This is a genomic window from Parasphingorhabdus sp. (genome assembly GCF_036963705.1).
GTDB lineage: Bacteria > Pseudomonadota > Alphaproteobacteria > Sphingomonadales > Sphingomonadaceae > Parasphingorhabdus.
In genome coordinates this window covers 13644-29339 of the sequence record NZ_JBALUT010000018.1, presented here as the reverse complement: position 1 = coordinate 29339, position 15696 = coordinate 13644, and the positions used below count along the sequence as shown (strand labels likewise).

The following is a 15696-nucleotide window of genomic DNA, read 5'->3' as shown; positions in this document are numbered from 1 at the left end:
ATTCGTAATTGAAAAGAAACAACATGCTAAAAATTGAAAACCTCCACGCCACCGTCGGCGACACCGAAATCCTCAAGGGGCTTTCGCTCGAATTAAACGCGGGAGAAATCCATGCGATCATGGGCCCCAATGGCGCGGGCAAGTCGACGCTCGCCTATGCGCTGGGTGGACGGCCCGGGTATGAAGTGACCGCTGGCAGCGTGACATTTGACGGGCAGGATTTGCTCGCGCTCGAGCCGCATGAGCGGGCTGCGGCGGGTATCTTCCTCGGCTTCCAGTATCCGGTAGAAATTCCCGGCGTGTCCAATCTGCAATTCTTGCGCGAGAGCCTGAATGCGCAGCGTGCAAAGCGCGGCGAAGATCCGCTTAATGGCGCAGAGTTTATCAAGCTCGCCAAGGAAAAGGCAGCCTTGCTGAAGATGGACATGGATATGCTCAAACGGGCGGTCAATGTCGGCTTTTCCGGCGGCGAGAAGAAGCGCAACGAGATGGTCCAGATGGGCATTCTCGATCCCCAGCTGGCGATCCTCGACGAGACCGACAGCGGCCTCGACATCGACGCGCTGCGCACCGTGGGTTCGGGTATCAACGCGATCATGCGCAAGCCGGACAAGGCCGTATTGCTGATCACCCATTATCAACGCCTGCTCGACGAAGTGAAACCCGATTTTGTCCACGTTCTGGCAAATGGCCGGATTGTGAAGACCGGCGGGCCGGAACTGGCGCTGCAGCTTGAGAATGAAGGCTATGAAGCGATAGCGGAGGCGGCATGATGTTGTCTGAAACATCTTTCCTCCCGGTGTCCGCAGGACATGGGGAGGTGGCGCGCCGCAGGCGTGACGGAGGGGCATTGCGCGCATTACCCCTCCACCATGCTGCGCATGGTCCGGCGAGGGGAAGGTCAATCCCCCGGATTGACCTTGAATTGCTGGGAGCAATTCAACCCGACGCCCCCCATGCCTTTGGCACAGGGAGGAAAATAATATGACCGCTCCGCTCCCTACGCGTCGTGACGAGAGTTGGCGCTATGCAGATCTCAAGGCGCTCGAAACCGTCTGGGCGAAACTGGCTGGACCGGAGCAGATCAATGTTCCGGCTGGCGAGACCCTGTCCCGTCAGATCACCGAACTGCCTGTGATCGACGGCGTTGGCATGGTCGATCTCGATGTCACCATTGGCGACAATGCGACGTTCAAACTCCATGTGCTTGCGCATCATGCCGACTATGGCCGCATTCAGGTCAGGGCGACGCTAGGCGATGGCTCCCATTTCGAACTGGGTGGCGCGATATTGGGTTCTGGTTCCCAGACCCTGGAAATTGTCACCGAAACCATTCATGCGAAGCCCAATGCGACCTCCAATCAGGTTGTGCGTTCGGTGTTGGCAGGCAAAGCGACGGGCAGCTTCCTCGGCAAGATCAATGTTGCCCGGCACGCACAGAAAACCGATGCGGCCCAGTCGGTCAAGGCGATGCTGCTCGACCGCACGGCGACCGCCAATGCCAAGCCCGAGCTCGAGATTTTCGCCGATGACGTGAAATGCGCCCATGGCGCGACGGTCGGTGAACTCGACAAGCAGGCTTTGTTCTACATGGCCTCGCGCGGGATTGATCCGGTGACAGCGCAGAAATTGATGCTGCAGGCGTTTATCGCCGATGCGTTCGTGTCGGTTGATGATGATGCGATGCGGGACGTGATCGAGGGCAAGGCGCTTGAGGTGTTGGAGGCCTTGTCGTGAGCGATGCTGGCAACCCGGTTCCCGTTCGTGCTGAGCCTGTCGAAGCACCCGTGCGTTCGAAAGCTGTCCTTCGACAAGCTCAGGACGAACGGAGCCTTGTGTCGCACCGCGCCGACTTCCCCGGCATAGCCGCCGATTGGCATTATCTCGACACCGCAGCCACAGCCCAGAAGGCCAAGCCGGTACTCGACGCCATCGCCCGCGCTTATGGTCCGGATTATGCGACCGTGCACCGCGGCGTCTACGAGCGCTCGGCGCACATGACACTCGCTTTTGAAGCCGCGCGCAAGCGGGTCGCTGGTTTCCTGAACGCCGCGTCCGAGAATGAGATCGTCTTCACCAGCGGCGCGACCGACAGTATCAATCTGGTCGCCGAAAGCTGGGGTAACAAGTTTATCACCAAGGGCGACCGCATCATGCTGTCGCAGCTCGAACATCATTCGAATATCGTGCCGTGGCAGATGCTGGCCGAGCGGGTCGGCGCGCAGATCGATGTCGCGCCGTTGACCGATGATGGCCAGATCGATCTCGACTGGATCGAAGCCAATCTGACCGAACAGCATAAGCTGGTTGCGTTGGCCCATGTCTCCAATGTGCTCGGGTCTCTGCTCGACGCAAAACGGGCGGCGGCAATCGCGCACAAGGTTGGCGCGAAGCTGTTGCTCGACGGCTGTCAGGCCGCTCCGCGTCTGCCGGTCGATGTCCAGGACCTTGGTTGCGATTTCTACGTTTTCTCGGGACACAAGATTTACGGCCCCACCGGCATCGGTGCCTTGTGGGCGCCTTATGCGACGCTCGAAGCCATGCCGCCCTGGAAGGGGGGCGGGTCGATGATCGATCGCGTGTCTTTTGACGGCACGACCTATGCGCCGCCACCGGGACGTTTTGAAGCGGGCACGCCGCATATTGTCGGCGTGGTCGGGCTCGATGCAGCGATCCAATATGTCGAAGGTATCGGGCTGGACGTAATCTCGGCCCACGAAAATGCCACGCTGGCGATGGCGCGGGAAGCCTTGTCCCAGATCAACTCGGTGCGGGTCTTCGGTCCCGACCAGAGCATGGGCATATTGAGTTTTGCGGTCGGCGACGTGCATCCGCACGACGTTGCCACTATATTGGACGAAGGCGGCGTTGCCATTCGCGCCGGCCATCATTGTGCTCAGCCTTTGATGGACTATCTCGGGGTGCCGGCGACCGCGCGGGCGAGCTTCGGGATTTACAGCAATGCAGATGATGTCGAGGCGCTGGTCCGCGGTATTGAGCGGGTCAGAAAGATTTTTGGGTAAGGTGACGATATGAACGAAGAACGCAAAATTTTGGTCGAGGAAGTCGACAGCGTGGCAAAGCCACCTCTGGCGAAAGTCGAGGACGCGGTGGATGTTCAGGTTGAGGAAAAACCGGCTCCGGTCATGGCGCCATCGCCTTTCGAAGCGGAAAGCGATGCCAGCAAGCTCAATCGCAAGCGCGATTATCTAGAAGGTTTTCTGGCGCAAAAGCCGGTCGAGACACCGGCCGGTGAAGCGGGCGGCGATCTCTATGAAGCGGTGATCGACACGCTGAAATCCATTTATGATCCGGAAATTCCGGTGAATATCTATGATCTCGGCCTGATCTACGGCGTCGAGATTACCCCTGACAATCATGCGATCGTATCGATGACGCTGACCACGCCGAACTGCCCAGTCGCGGAATCGATGCCCGGCGAAATCGAATTGCAGGTCGGCAGCGTACCCGGCGTCGGCCATGCCGAAGTCATTCTCGTCTGGGACCCGCCATGGGACCCGCAGAAGATGAGCGACGAGGCGAAGCTCGAACTGGGGATGTTGTAATGACTGAGACAAAAACCAAGACACGCGAAATTCCGGCGGCGATCATCCTGACGCCCGGGGCCGAACAACGCATCGCCGATCTGATGGCCAAAGCCCCCGACGACGCGATCGGCGTGAAGCTATCCACGCCGCGCCGCGGTTGCTCGGGCCTGGCCTATTCGGTCGATTATATCACCGAGGAAGTCCCGTTCGACGAGAAGATCGTGACTCCCGGCGGGCTATTCTACGTCGACGGCGGATCGGTGCTCTACCTGATCGGCAGCACGATGGACTGGGTGGAAGATGATTTCACCGCTGGCTTCGTGTTCGAGAATCCGAACGCCAAAGGGGCGTGTGGGTGTGGGGAATCCTTTACCGTATAGGAGACTATTATGGTCACGAGAATCACCGCTCTTGCACTGACAGCCACAATCATACTTGCCAGCCCTGCGCTTGCAAAGGATTTGGCACCGGCTCCTTCCTCCTTTGAAGAAATGTCCACGCTTGTCGGAAACTGGAAACGGGAAGGTCAGGATGGTTCAAAATTCCATATCGAGTTTGAACTGACCGCCAACGACAGCGTGCTGGTCGAACGCTGGGTCAGCCGCGGCAAAACCCATTCGCTCACGCTTTACCATCGCGACAAGGCCGACGTGGTTGCAACCCACTATTGCCCGCAAGGCAATCAACCACGCATGAAAATGAGCACGCCCGATGGAGCAGCGAAAATAGTCTTTGATTTCTGGGACGCGACCAATTTGGTAAACCCTACAGACAATCATCAACATAGCTTGTCGTTTGATTTGTCAGAACCCGGTCGCGTAAAACGAGCCGAAACCTATTTGAGCAGCGCCGGCGAAGAGCCGTCTGAGATGGTGTTGGTGCGAACGGAGTAAGATGATAGGCGATTCTCTGTTCTATGAGTGTGAGTGCAAAAAGGGGCGCGGAGATTTTTCTCCGCGCCCCTTTTTGTGATCGTCACCTATTCCTTTAGGGAGAAGGCGTTTAAACCTTGCTTGTCAACTCCGGCACCGCATCAAACAGATCCGCCACAAGCCCGATATCCGCAACCTGGAAAATCGGGGCGTCTTCGTCCTTGTTGATCGCGACGATGATCTTGCTGTCTTTCATGCCCGCGAGATGCTGGATCGCGCCGGAGATTCCGATGGCGATATAGACTTCCGGAGCGACGATCTTGCCGGTCTGGCCGACCTGATAGTCGTTCGGGACATAGCCCGCATCGACCGCAGCGCGCGAGGCACCGATGCCGGCACCGAGCTTGTCTGCCAGTGGCGTGATCACTTCTTCGAACTTCTCGGACGAACCCAGAGCGCGACCACCGGAAACGATGATTTTTGCGCTGGTCAGTTCGGGGCGTTCGGACTTGGCGATTTCTTCGCTGACGAAGCTGGACAGGCCAGCGTCGCTGGCGCCGCCAACGGCTTCGATGGTGCCGGAGCCGCCTTCGGTCTCTGCCTTGTCAAAAGCCGTACCGCGAACGGTGATGACTTTCTTGGCATCCGAGGATTTGACCGTAGCAATCGCGTTGCCGGCGTAGATCGGCCGGGTGAAAGTGTCTTCGCTTTCGACCGAGAGAATGTCGCTGATCTGCATGACGTCGAGCAGGGCTGCGACGCGCGGGGCGATATTCTTGCCGGTGGTTGTGGCTGGCGCGAGGAACGCGTCATGGGTTTCCATCAGGCTGGCGATCAGCGGCGCGGCATTTTCCGCGAGCTGGTTGGCGAGCGATGGATCGTCGGCGACATGGACGGTGGCGACGCCAGCGACCTTAGCCGCCTGTTCGCCGACACTGGCACAGCCGGAGCCGATTACCAGAGCGTGGACTTCGCCCAGTTGCGACGCGGCGGTGACAACAGCCAGCGTCGCGTCCTTCATGTTCGTGTTGTCATGTTCTACGAGTACAAGAGTTTTCATTAGATCGCTCCCACAGCTTTGAGTTTCGCGACCAGCGCATCGACGTCTTCGACCTTTTCACCGGCCTGACGAACCGGAGGTTCGGTAACCGTGATCGTGGTCAGACGCGGCGCAATGTCGACGCCGTAATCGGCTGGCGTTTTTTCATCCATAGGCTTTTTCTTCGCCTTCATGATGTTCGGCAGCGACGCATAACGCGGTTCGTTGAGTCGCAGGTCGGTGGTGACCACAGCGGGCAGGTTCAGTTTGACCGTCTGCAGGCCGCCATCGATTTCCCGTTTGACGGTGATGCTTTCGCCATCAATATCGACTTCATTGGCGAATGTGCCCTGACCCCAACCGAGCAATGCTGCGAGCATCTGGCCGGTCTGGTTCGAATCATCATCGATCGCCTGCTTGCCGCAGATCACCAGCTTTGGAGATTCGTCGGCAACGATTTTGGCGAGGATCTTGGCAACCGCGAGCGGCTCGACTTCTTCGTCGGTAACCACCAGGATTGCGCGGTCTGCGCCCATGGCGAGCGCGGTACGCAGGGTTTCCTGCGCCTTTTGCGGGCCAACCGAAACGGCGATGACTTCTTCGGCCTTGCCCGCTTCTTTGAGGCGGATGGCTTCTTCGATAGAAATCTCGTCAAACGGGTTCATCGACATTTTGACATTGGCGAGATCGACGCCGCTGCCGTCGGATTTGACCCGCGGTTTTACGTTATAATCTATGACCCGTTTTACGGGCACCAGGATTTTCATTGCTGTTTCCTTTTTTAAATTTCACTAACCGATTAGCTTACGTTCACGTAAACGTCAAGTTTTGCGCTGCGGTGCAGCATCGTCAATTTTGCCACAAGGGCAGGCCCGTTCGTACCGAGCTTGTCGAAGTACGGAATTGCGCGCTCCATCATCCTTCGACAGGCTCAGGCCGAACGGCCTTGGTTTCCGTCCGTTCAGGCTGCTGCTTTAACCTGTGCGACAATCTTCTTCGCGGCATCGCCGAGATCATCGGCCGACACGATAGGCAGACCGCTGTTGGCGAGGATTTCCTTGCCCTTCGCAACATTGGTGCCTTCCAGTCTAACGACCAGCGGCACATCTAGTTCCACTTCCTTGGCTGCAGCGACAATGCCTTCGGCAATGATGTCGCATTTCATGATGCCGCCAAAGATGTTGACGAGAATGCCCTCAACCGCAGGATCGGCGAGGATGATCTTGAACGCTGCTGTGACCTTTTCCTTGGTCGCGCCACCACCAACGTCGAGGAAGTTGGCAGGAAAGGCGCCATTGAGCTTGATGATATCCATCGTTGCCATCGCCAGACCGGCGCCATTGACCATGCAGCCGATATTGCCGTCGAGCTTGATATAGGCGAGATCGGATTTGCTGGCTTCGACTTCCGCCGGATCTTCTTCGGTCTCGTCGCGCAGGGCAGCGAGATCGGGATGGCGCATCAGCGCATTGCCGTCGAAGCTCATCTTGGTGTCGAGTACGATCAGCTGCTGATCTTCGGTTACGACGAGTGGATTGATTTCAACCATTTCGCAATCCATCGCCATGAACGCGTCATAAAGTTTCTTGCCAAGCTTCTGTGCCTGCTTGTTGAGGTCGCCTTCAAGCCCCAGTGCAAAAGCTATGGTCCGGCCGTGATGGGGCATGAAGCCCTGGGCAGGATCAATCGTGATTGTCTTGATTTTTTCCGGAGTGCTGTGCGCGACTTCCTCGATATCCATTCCGCCTTCGGTGGAAACGACAATTGCGACACGGCCGCTGGCCCGGTCGACCAGCATCGAGAGGTAGAATTCCTTCTCGATATCAACGCCGTCGGTCACATAGAGCCGGTTGACCTGCTTGCCGGCGTCGCCGGTCTGGATGGTAACCAGCGTATTGCCCAGCATCTCTTCTGCGTTGGTACGCACATCATCGATAGATTTTGATAGCCGCACGCCGCCTTTGGCATCCGGCCCGAGCTCGATATATTTGCCTTTTCCGCGTCCGCCCGCGTGGATCTGCGCTTTTACGACATAAAGCGGTCCGGGAAGTTTCTCGGCTGCGGCGACCGCTTCTTCAACGGAGAGCGCGGCATAACCGGCGGGGACGGCGATGCCGTGTTTGGCAAGCAGTTCCTTGCCCTGATATTCGTGAATGTTCATGGGAGAGAGGCTATGCCTTTCGTTGGTGGAAATAGTGAGTCTTGTGGAGGGCTAAAGCATAGTTGGATAGGGAATTCCAGCCCTCGCTTGGATAACAGGCGCAAATCCCGCAGGCATTTTTGATCAGAGGGCTATTTGACCGCGCAAATAACGCCTGAGCTGGTCACAACGCCTACGATTTTCGCATCCTGAAGCGAGCGGGTCCGCTTCACAAATTCATTGAAGGTCACATCGCCCGGCTTCTGTTTCTTGAGCTTGCCAAGACCGTTGAGCTTGTTGAGCTGGGCCAGCGACAGGCGGTCGACCATCCGGTCGGCCATGCAGGCGGATATCGGCACCGACAGTCCGGCGCTCATCAATCCGTTGCGTACCCGGGTCTCGGGGGTCGCGCACGCGGCCAAGGCCGAAAGCGCCGTCACCCCCAAGATTATCCGAATCATGGTCATTTCTTGGATTTCGCCAGTTCAATCGCTTCGAGTATGACGCGCTTGGCTTCGTCGGCATCGCCCCATTTGCCCACCCGGACCCATTTTTCGGGTTCGAGATCTTTGTAATGGGTGAAGAAATGCTCGATCTGCTGCATCACGATTTCGGGAAGGTCATTGCCTTCGTCGATTTTGCGATAATAAGGAAAAGTCGCGTCGATCGGAACGCAGAGCAATTTTTCATCGCCGCCATGCTCGTCTTCGAGATTGAGCACCGCAATCGGCCGGCAGCGCACGACGCAGCCTGGCATGAAGGGCGAACGTGCGACTACCAGAGCATCGAGCGGGTCACCATCGGGTGACAAAGTATGGGGAACAAAGCCGTAATTGGCCGGATAGCGCATCGGGGTGTGGAGGATACGGTCGACGAATAGCGCGCCCGATGCCTTGTCAAATTCATATTTGACCGGTTCACCGCCAACTGGAACTTCAATAACGACGTTCAGGCTTTCCGGCGGGTTATCGCCGATCGGGATTTTGTTAATGTCCATGGAAAAGGAGGTCCTTATCTGGTTTTTGACTGTAATAGCCGGTCTATGCCGCCTTCTTGATCAACACCCTCTCCGGTGATTTTCTCGAGCGCCGGATAGCGCAGGCCATCCGAATGGTCGACCATAAAATTATGATAGGCTTCACCATTTTTGGCAAAAATATCGATCTTGCCTTCGCCGCCGCGATTATCCTCGATCGCCTGCTTTAGCGCCTCGTCGCTATAGGCCTTGCCGTTGACCGCCGAGATGGTGAGACCAGCCTTCAGACCGGCCTTGAACGCCGGACTATCCCAGATCACAGATTTTATCGTTCCCTTGCTGCCCATGATCAGGCCGCCGCTGTGGCTGAGATCAATCTGCTTGCGGCGCTTGTCATTGGCCAGAATATAGGCGCTTGGCGTATCGACATAGACCAGCCGGTAACCGCCGAGGACCAGTCCATCCTTAGGGGCTTCCTCTGTGGTACGATGGACCCGCTTTTCGATGAACCCGTCCCAGTCATAGGGCTGGACCTGCGCGAGTGCCGCGATGACATCCGCCTGTTCATAGGTCGCCACGCCCCAGTCCCCATTTTTGCCGCCGAAAAAGGCACGGGCAAAATCTTCTAACGACTTTTCTCCGCCCGATTCGCGGCGGATGATCTGGTCGGCTTCGAGCCAGATCAGCAGCCCTTCATTATAATAATCTTCGGCCCGCTGCCAGCTCGTCCAGGGTTTGGCTCGCCGGGCAGCGATGATCGGATCATGGGTGGTGTCGATCAACGGCCGCCAGCTCCGCCCGACTCTCTGTTCCATTCCGCCAGCGATAGCCGCGAATGCATCCAGGGTATCCTGTTTCGAATAAAGTCCGGACCGGGCGCCGAGGACATAACCCCAAAATTGCGTCTGCCCTTCATAGACCCACAAAAGATTGTCGCGCATCGGTTGCCGAAAATCGGGGGAGTCCACATACCCTGCGGGCGGCGATATTTACCGTTCCAGGCATGGGTGAGTTCATGCGGCAACAGGTTGCGACGACCCGGGCCGCTATCCCAACCGGTGAAATATTCGCGGTTCACGCCATTTTCAGACGAACGATGATGCTCCAGGCCAATGCCGCCCATATCTTCGGTCAGAGCGAGCAGGAAATCATAGCGGTCATAGGGATGGCTGCCGAACAGGGCCTCGGCTTCCTTGACCAGTTTGATATGCGGAGCGAGATGTCGCTTTTCCGCCACCAGGAATTTCGCATCATCCGACACGATATTGAGATGCACGCGGCTGGTCAGTGGGTGGGTCTGAAAATAATGCCCGGCAAAAACCGGACTGTCGACCAATGTGTCATAGTCGGTCTTTTCATAGACGATCGTGCTGCCGGCCTGTGATTTCGGACGCATCGCGCTGGCTGCCTGCCAGCCATCCGGGTAGATGGCCGTCGCCACGACCGGAATCTGGCGGACATAATAGCCAGCCGGATAGAGTGAAACCTGATGCCAGCGAAGGTTGAGCATCGACGGGGCCATCACGATCCGGCCCTGACTGCTGCTGGTGGCCGAAACAAACTGGAAGGTGGCTGTAATCGTGCTGATATTTTCAGGAATCGTCAGGTGAAAGGCAAAAACATCGACGTCGTCGCGGACCCACGGCAGCTTCTCTCCGCCAGCGGTAAATTCCAGACCGGCGATCTTCTCGATCTCGCCGCGCGGGGCGTGATTGCCGGGTAGCCATTCGGGGTAAAGCAGGGTCAGACGACCCGCCTTGGTGACGGGTATCGTCTGGACGACGCGGAATATGCCCTGCTCATGATCGCGAGCATCGACCTTCAAAGTCATGGTCCCGGGATAGGCAATATCCTGCGGCGCGGGGATCGTCTCCTGCGGCGGAACATAGCTTGGTTTGCTGAGGCTGTCCGGCATTGCGGCCGCCGTCGCGGAAATGGAGAGGGTCAAGACCAGACCCATTAAGCCAACCAGACGCATGCGCAGTAAATCCCTTCAGTGACCAGCGCGTCCAAATGGCGGTTTTTGCTTCTTTCGTCTAGAGGCTTGGTGGAAATAAGCCACTTCCGCTTTGCCTTATCTCTGGCTAAAGCGCTCCCATGGCAAAGATACAGACACCCCAGCCGGTGCGCGGCACCCAGGATATATTTGGCGAAGAGCAGGAACGGTTCCAGCATGTTGTGGAGACGTTTGAACGCGTTCGGCAGCTATATGGTTTCAAAGGCGTGGAAATGCCGGTGTTTGAACCGACCGCGGTCTTTGCCCGCTCGCTTGGCGAAACCACCGATGTCGTGTCGAAGGAAATGTACAGTTTCGAGGATCGCGGCGGCGACAGCCTGACCCTGCGGCCCGAATATACCGCCGGCATCTCGCGCGCTTTTCTGACCAATGGCTGGCAGCAGCATATGCCGCTGAAACTGTCGGCGCACGGCCCCATATTCCGCTACGAACGCCCGCAAAAAGGCCGCTATCGCCAGTTTCACCAGCTCGATGCGGAGATTATCGGCGCGAGCGAAGCCACGGCGGATGTTGAATTGCTTTGTTTTGCCGATCAGCTTTTGCAGGAACTGGGTATCGCCGATGGTGTGACGCTGCAGCTCAATACATTGGGTGATGCCGAAAGCCGCGATGCTTGGCGCGACGCTTTGGTCGAGCATTTCCAGGCGCATCGCAAGGATCTGTCGGAAGACAGTCAGGACCGGCTCGATCGCAATCCGCTGCGCATTCTCGACAGCAAGGAACGGCAGGACCGTCCGATCGCTGATAGTGCCCCGGATATCGACGCCTATCTGTCGACCGAGGCGAAAGAATTTTTCGCGCAAGTCACCGAAGGTCTCGACGCTTGCGGCGTGGCATGGACGCGCAACAGCCGTCTGGTGCGCGGATTGGATTATTATCGCCATACCGCCTTTGAATTTGTCACCGACCGGCTGGGCGCGCAGGGTACGGTGCTGGCTGGCGGACGCTATGACGGCTTGATCGAGACGCTAGGTGGCCCTGCGACTCCCGCTGTGGGTTGGGCAGCCGGTATCGAGCGGCTGGGGATGTTGCTGACCGAGGTTCCCGAAGCTTCGCTGGAGCTAGCCATTGTGCCGATGGGCGACGATGCCACGGTCAAGGCGCTGTCGGTAGCAAACGAATTACGCAAAACCGGGTTTTCAGCCGATATTTTTGGCAGCGGAAAGTTCAAGAAACGCATGGCGCGCGCCAATCAGGCAGGCGCTCTGGCAGCGATCATCATCGGCGAGGACGAGCTGGCCTCCGGCAAGTTGCAGTTCAAAAATCTCGCGACCGGCGAGCAGACCGGGTTGGACGTTGCAGAGATCATGGAAAAAATGTGGGACCTGAGATTTTCCGATGATCTTGATGATCTCGACTCCGACCTTCTGGCTTTGGAACAGGATGTGAAGTCGTCGGGAGAGAGTGATTGACCACGATCACCCCCCAGCGCATCGCGCAAATCGAAGCGCGATTTGCCGAGCTGCAAGCGATGATGGCGTCCGGCGAACTGGAGAGCGATAAATTTGTCGCTGTGTCCAAGGAATATGCCGAAATCGAGCCGGTTGCCCAGGCCGCATTGCAAGTCAAAGCCCTGCGCGACGAGCAGCAGGGGCTGGCCGAGATGCTCGCCGGAGATGATCCCGAGATGAAGGCAATGGCTGCCGATGAAGTCGATGGCGTTAAGAAAGCGATGGAAAAGGCCGAGCGTGAGCTTGCGTTGCAATTGCTGCCCAAGGACAGCGCCGATGACCGCCCGGCGATGATCGAAATCCGCGCCGGTACCGGCGGCGACGAGGCAGCGCTTTTTGCCGGCGATCTGTTCCGCATGTATTGTCGCCACGCCGAATTGCAGGGCTGGAAGGTTGAGATGATCTCTGCCAATGCCTCGGAAGTCGGCGGGTTCAAGGAAGTCGTCGCCAATATCCAGGGCAAGGGCGTGTTCGCCAAACTGAAATTTGAATCCGGCGTCCACCGGGTACAGCGGGTTCCGGAAACCGAGAGCGGCGGGCGTATCCATACGTCGGCTGCGACGGTTGCGATTCTGCCTGAACCCGAAGAAGTCGACATCAAGATCCGCACCGAAGACCTGCGCATCGATACCTATCGGGCGAGCGGTGCCGGTGGACAGCATGTCAACAAGACCGATAGCGCGATTCGGATCACCCACTTGCCGACCGGCCTTGTCGTGCAATGTCAGGACGGCAAATCGCAGCACAAGAACAAGGCGCAGGCGATGAAAGTGCTGGCGGCGCGACTCTATGAACAGGAGCGGGCCGCAGTTCAGAGCGAGGAAGCCGAAGCGCGCAAGTCGATGGTCGGTTCCGGTGACCGTTCGGAACGCATCCGCACCTATAATTATCCCCAGGGCCGGGTCACCGATCACCGGATCAACCTGACGCTGCACAAGCTTCCCGAAATCATCGAGGGCAGCGCGCTCGGCGAGATGATCGATGCATTGATCGCAGAAGATGAAGCCAGCCGACTGGCCAATCTGGATGGGTGATGCTGCAGTAGCATTGCGCGAAGCAACACAGGCACTTAGCGAAACTTCCGACAGCCCCCGGCTTGATGCAGAATTGTTGATGGCGCATGCGCTAGAGATCGAGAGAGCGGAGCTGCTGCTCAAATTACCCGAACTGGCTGCACCGGCTGAATTTCCTGCGCTTATCGAACGCCGCCGGCAGTCCGAACCGGTCGCCCATATCATCGGCAAGAAGGAGTTCTGGGGCCTCGACTTTCAGGTCACTCCCGATGTCCTGATCCCTCGCCCCGACAGCGAATTGCTGATCGAGGAAGCGGTTCGTGCATTCGCATCGCGCCATCCGCAGAGAATCCTGGATCTCGGTACGGGTAGCGGAGCGCTATTGCTGGCCGCGCTAAGCGAATTTCCAGAAGCGGACGGCCTCGGTCTCGATGCCAGTGCCGCCGCCTTGCAGATTGCTCACAATAATGCCGATAAGCTCGGACTGGCCGGACGCGCCAAGTTTTTGCTGCTCGACTGGACAGCGACCAATTGGGCTGACGCTCCCGGATCCGGCTTTGATCTGATCCTTGCCAATCTACCTTATGTTTCGACCAGCGCCATATTGTCCAAGGATGTAGCCGGGTTCGAACCTCATCAAGCCTTGTTCGCCGGCGAAGACGGGCTGGATGACTATCGGATCATCATTCCCGCGCTCGTAAAGCTGCTTTCGCCGGCCGGAACGGCGTTGCTCGAAATCGGTTTTGATCAAGCAAATCCGGTTTCGGATTTAGCGGCGGAGAACGGTTATCACTCTGAATTAAAACAAGATTTAGGCGGCAATGACCGTTTGTTAATCTTGCGCCGGTAAAAAGGGCTTGGTTTTGACGGGGCGAGTCGCTAAGACTCGCTCAGGCCCAGATGATTTCTGGCTTTTTCCCTAAATCGCTGGCCTGCCCCCAACTCGATAATATTGCTGGTTCTCGGCGACTATTTGTCTTGTATGGGCCGCTGCAAACAGGTTGTCTGCAGCGCAATCGTCACCAGCGTGTGGCTATAACTTGAGAAAGACCAAGTTTATTAACGGTATAAGGATACCTTAACTTTGATGAACAATCGTCAACCTGGCCGCCGTGGGCGTGGCCGGAACACCAATAACAATAATAACCGGCCTCAGGGCAACCGCAGTGGCGGATCGGACCGTGAAAACCGGATCGACAGCCGCGCGCGTGGCAATGCAGCGCAGATGCTCGATAAGTTCAAGAAAATGGCGCAGGACGCGCAGGTCAATGGCGACCGCGTCCAGGCCGAATATTATCACCAATTTGCCGATCATTATTTCCGGGTCAACGCCGATACAATCGCGCGCCGTGAAGAACAGCGGATCGCGCGCGAAGAATCGCGTCCTGACAATCGTAACAACAATAATAACCAGGACGATTCCAGCGACAATGACGGCGACAGTAATCGCAGTCGTCCTCAGCAGTCGCAGCAAAATCGTCCACAGCGGGACGATCGCAACGATCATGTTGATCGCGACGATGTTGCGACCAGTGACCCGGTTGAAGAGAAAAAACCGGTTCGCAGCCGGCGTCCGCGCAAGGTTGAAAATGTAGCAACCCGCAGCGAAGCACCGGAAAAGAACGGCGAGAGCAATGGTCTGGACGCCAGCGCCTTGCCACCGGCGATTTCACGGCCGACGGATGTCGAAGTTGAAAAGAAACCGGCGCGCAAAAAACGTGTGCCCAAGCCACAACCAGCTGAAGAAGGCGATCTCGCCTAAAATCTCCTTGGTTTGAAGATAATGGCGACGGGCATGCCAGCCATCGCTGGCGCCCGCCGCATTGTCGCTGACTGTCAGAAACTGATATTCGGCCGATGCGCTCGTCAGGCCATTGCGACTCTAGATGGCTGCTGCAAGCCAATCGGGTAGGCTGAGCGCTTTCAGATCATCGACGCGCCGATGTTCGACCGACAGGCCATATACGGGATAGGCGATACGCTGGCGCTTTTCATCGGCCTGCTCAATCGGTACCACCACCATCCGCCGATTGACCTTTTGCCGGTAATTCATCCGCGCGGTATTTTCCTGTCCGACATAACAGCCCTTGGTGAAACTGACGCCGTTGAGTTCTGCCGCGTTGCATTCGAGCCATAATGTCTTGTCGCTGCCCAGTTCAGCCGTACCCTCGGTTACGCTGAGGGACAGGCGGTGCTTTTTATAATCTTCATCGGCACCGTCGCCTGCACTATTATCACTCAGCCAGCGGTGTCCCAAGGCTGCTAGCCGGGGATCAGTCGGCCGGTCATCGGCTGTCAAAGCCCAGTGAACCAAGACCGACTCGTCTTCGGCAATCTCAATTTTCCGCCGCAGCCGATAAAGTTTCAGGCGGCGAACGAGTCCCTCGACCTGCTCCTTTTCGCAGTCGATCAATATGTCATCGCCGTCAGCCCATAGAAAGAAATCGAACAGTAGTTTCCCTTGAGCGGAGAGCAGCGCGGACCATTGCGGAGCGCCCTCTACAACTGTCGTGGTATCTTGAGTCACCAGCCCTTGCAGAAACTCCCCGATGTCTTCGGACGCCTCTGTGGCGGAGAGGCGGATGACGGCGCGGTCATTAAGTCTGGTTTCGGTCATGGCATTTAGGTAGGGTGTACCAA

Annotated in this window: 16 protein-coding genes and 1 pseudogene; 10 read left to right on the top strand and 7 right to left on the bottom strand. The window is 57.4% G+C overall.

All coding sequences use genetic code 11. The annotated features are described in order from the left end of the window. The first annotated feature begins 23 nt into the window (after positions 1 to 23). The 6 genes from sufC (at position 24) to V7680_RS06395 (ending at position 4441) form a co-directional block, all read left to right on the top strand. Positions 24 to 773 carry a Fe-S cluster assembly ATPase SufC gene (gene sufC, locus V7680_RS06420; protein WP_335652461.1) on the top strand — a complete coding sequence of 250 codons (750 nt, stop codon included), beginning with the start codon at positions 24 to 26 and terminating at the stop codon, positions 771 to 773. A 211-nt stretch (positions 774 to 984) separates the two neighbouring features. Continuing rightward, entirely contained in the window at positions 985 to 1737 is a 753-nt protein-coding gene (locus V7680_RS06415; RefSeq protein ID WP_335652460.1) for a SufD family Fe-S cluster assembly protein, read from the top strand. Positions 1738 to 1787: 50 nt separating this feature from the next. Then, positions 1788 to 3023, top strand: a complete 1236-nt coding sequence (locus V7680_RS06410; protein WP_442954982.1) for an aminotransferase class V-fold PLP-dependent enzyme — start codon at positions 1788 to 1790, stop codon at positions 3021 to 3023. Positions 3024 to 3032: 9 nt separating this feature from the next. Then, entirely contained in the window at positions 3033 to 3566 is a 534-nt protein-coding gene (locus V7680_RS06405) for an SUF system Fe-S cluster assembly protein (RefSeq protein WP_335652459.1), read from the top strand. Beyond that, positions 3566 to 3928 (top strand): HesB/IscA family protein, encoded by a 363-nt coding sequence (locus V7680_RS06400; RefSeq protein WP_335652458.1) that lies wholly within the window; start codon positions 3566 to 3568, stop codon positions 3926 to 3928. Before V7680_RS06405 ends, V7680_RS06400 begins: the two co-directional genes overlap by 1 nt. A 9-nt stretch (positions 3929 to 3937) precedes the next feature. Next, a complete protein-coding gene (locus V7680_RS06395; RefSeq protein WP_335652457.1) occupies positions 3938 to 4441 on the top strand; it encodes a hypothetical protein in 504 nt (167 codons plus the stop codon). A gap of 109 nt (positions 4442 to 4550) precedes the next feature. Here V7680_RS06395 and V7680_RS06390 read toward each other — a convergent pair whose 3' ends face one another. The 6 genes and pseudogenes from V7680_RS06390 to V7680_RS15740 all read right to left on the bottom strand — a co-directional run bounded on the left by V7680_RS06390 (position 4551) and on the right by V7680_RS15740 (position 10553). Then, positions 4551 to 5480 carry an electron transfer flavoprotein subunit alpha/FixB family protein gene (locus V7680_RS06390; RefSeq protein WP_335652456.1) on the bottom strand — a complete coding sequence of 310 codons (930 nt, stop codon included), beginning with the start codon at positions 5478 to 5480 and terminating at the stop codon, positions 4551 to 4553. Next, entirely contained in the window at positions 5480 to 6226 is a 747-nt protein-coding gene (locus tag V7680_RS06385) for an electron transfer flavoprotein subunit beta/FixA family protein (protein WP_335652455.1), read from the bottom strand. Before V7680_RS06385 ends, V7680_RS06390 begins: the two co-directional genes overlap by 1 nt. A gap of 194 nt (positions 6227 to 6420) precedes the next feature. Further along, positions 6421 to 7620 (bottom strand): ADP-forming succinate--CoA ligase subunit beta, encoded by a 1200-nt coding sequence (sucC, locus tag V7680_RS06380; protein WP_335652454.1) that lies wholly within the window; start codon positions 7618 to 7620, stop codon positions 6421 to 6423. A gap of 131 nt (positions 7621 to 7751) precedes the next feature. Further along, positions 7752 to 8060, bottom strand: a complete 309-nt coding sequence (locus V7680_RS06375; protein WP_335652453.1) for a hypothetical protein — start codon at positions 8058 to 8060, stop codon at positions 7752 to 7754. A 2-nt stretch (positions 8061 to 8062) separates the two neighbouring features. Then, positions 8063 to 8596, bottom strand: a complete 534-nt coding sequence (gene ppa, locus V7680_RS06370; RefSeq protein WP_335652452.1) for an inorganic diphosphatase — start codon at positions 8594 to 8596, stop codon at positions 8063 to 8065. Positions 8597 to 8610: 14 nt separating this feature from the next. Continuing rightward, positions 8611 to 10553: pseudogene (locus tag V7680_RS15740) on the bottom strand (M61 family metallopeptidase). Positions 10554 to 10672: 119 nt separating this feature from the next. Here V7680_RS15740 and hisS point away from each other — a divergent pair. From hisS to V7680_RS06340, 4 genes are all read left to right on the top strand, one after another. Beyond that, positions 10673 to 12004, top strand: a complete 1332-nt coding sequence (gene hisS / locus V7680_RS06355; protein WP_335652450.1) for a histidine--tRNA ligase — start codon at positions 10673 to 10675, stop codon at positions 12002 to 12004. Continuing rightward, a complete protein-coding gene (gene prfA, locus V7680_RS06350) occupies positions 12001 to 13077 on the top strand; it encodes a peptide chain release factor 1 (RefSeq protein ID WP_335652449.1) in 1077 nt (358 codons plus the stop codon). Before hisS ends, prfA begins: the two co-directional genes overlap by 4 nt. Further along, entirely contained in the window at positions 13070 to 13906 is an 837-nt protein-coding gene (prmC, locus tag V7680_RS06345; protein ID WP_335652448.1) for a peptide chain release factor N(5)-glutamine methyltransferase, read from the top strand. The genes prfA and prmC overlap by 8 nt, the downstream gene beginning before the upstream one ends. Before the next feature lie 237 nt (positions 13907 to 14143). Then, a complete protein-coding gene (locus V7680_RS06340; protein ID WP_335652447.1) occupies positions 14144 to 14818 on the top strand; it encodes a DUF4167 domain-containing protein in 675 nt (224 codons plus the stop codon). A 120-nt stretch (positions 14819 to 14938) separates the two neighbouring features. On the opposite strand, the gene ygfZ is transcribed toward V7680_RS06340, so the two are convergent. Then, positions 14939 to 15673, bottom strand: coding sequence for a CAF17-like 4Fe-4S cluster assembly/insertion protein YgfZ (gene ygfZ, locus V7680_RS06335; protein ID WP_335652446.1), 735 nt, complete (start codon positions 15671 to 15673; stop codon positions 14939 to 14941). Positions 15674 to 15696 lie beyond the last annotated feature (23 nt).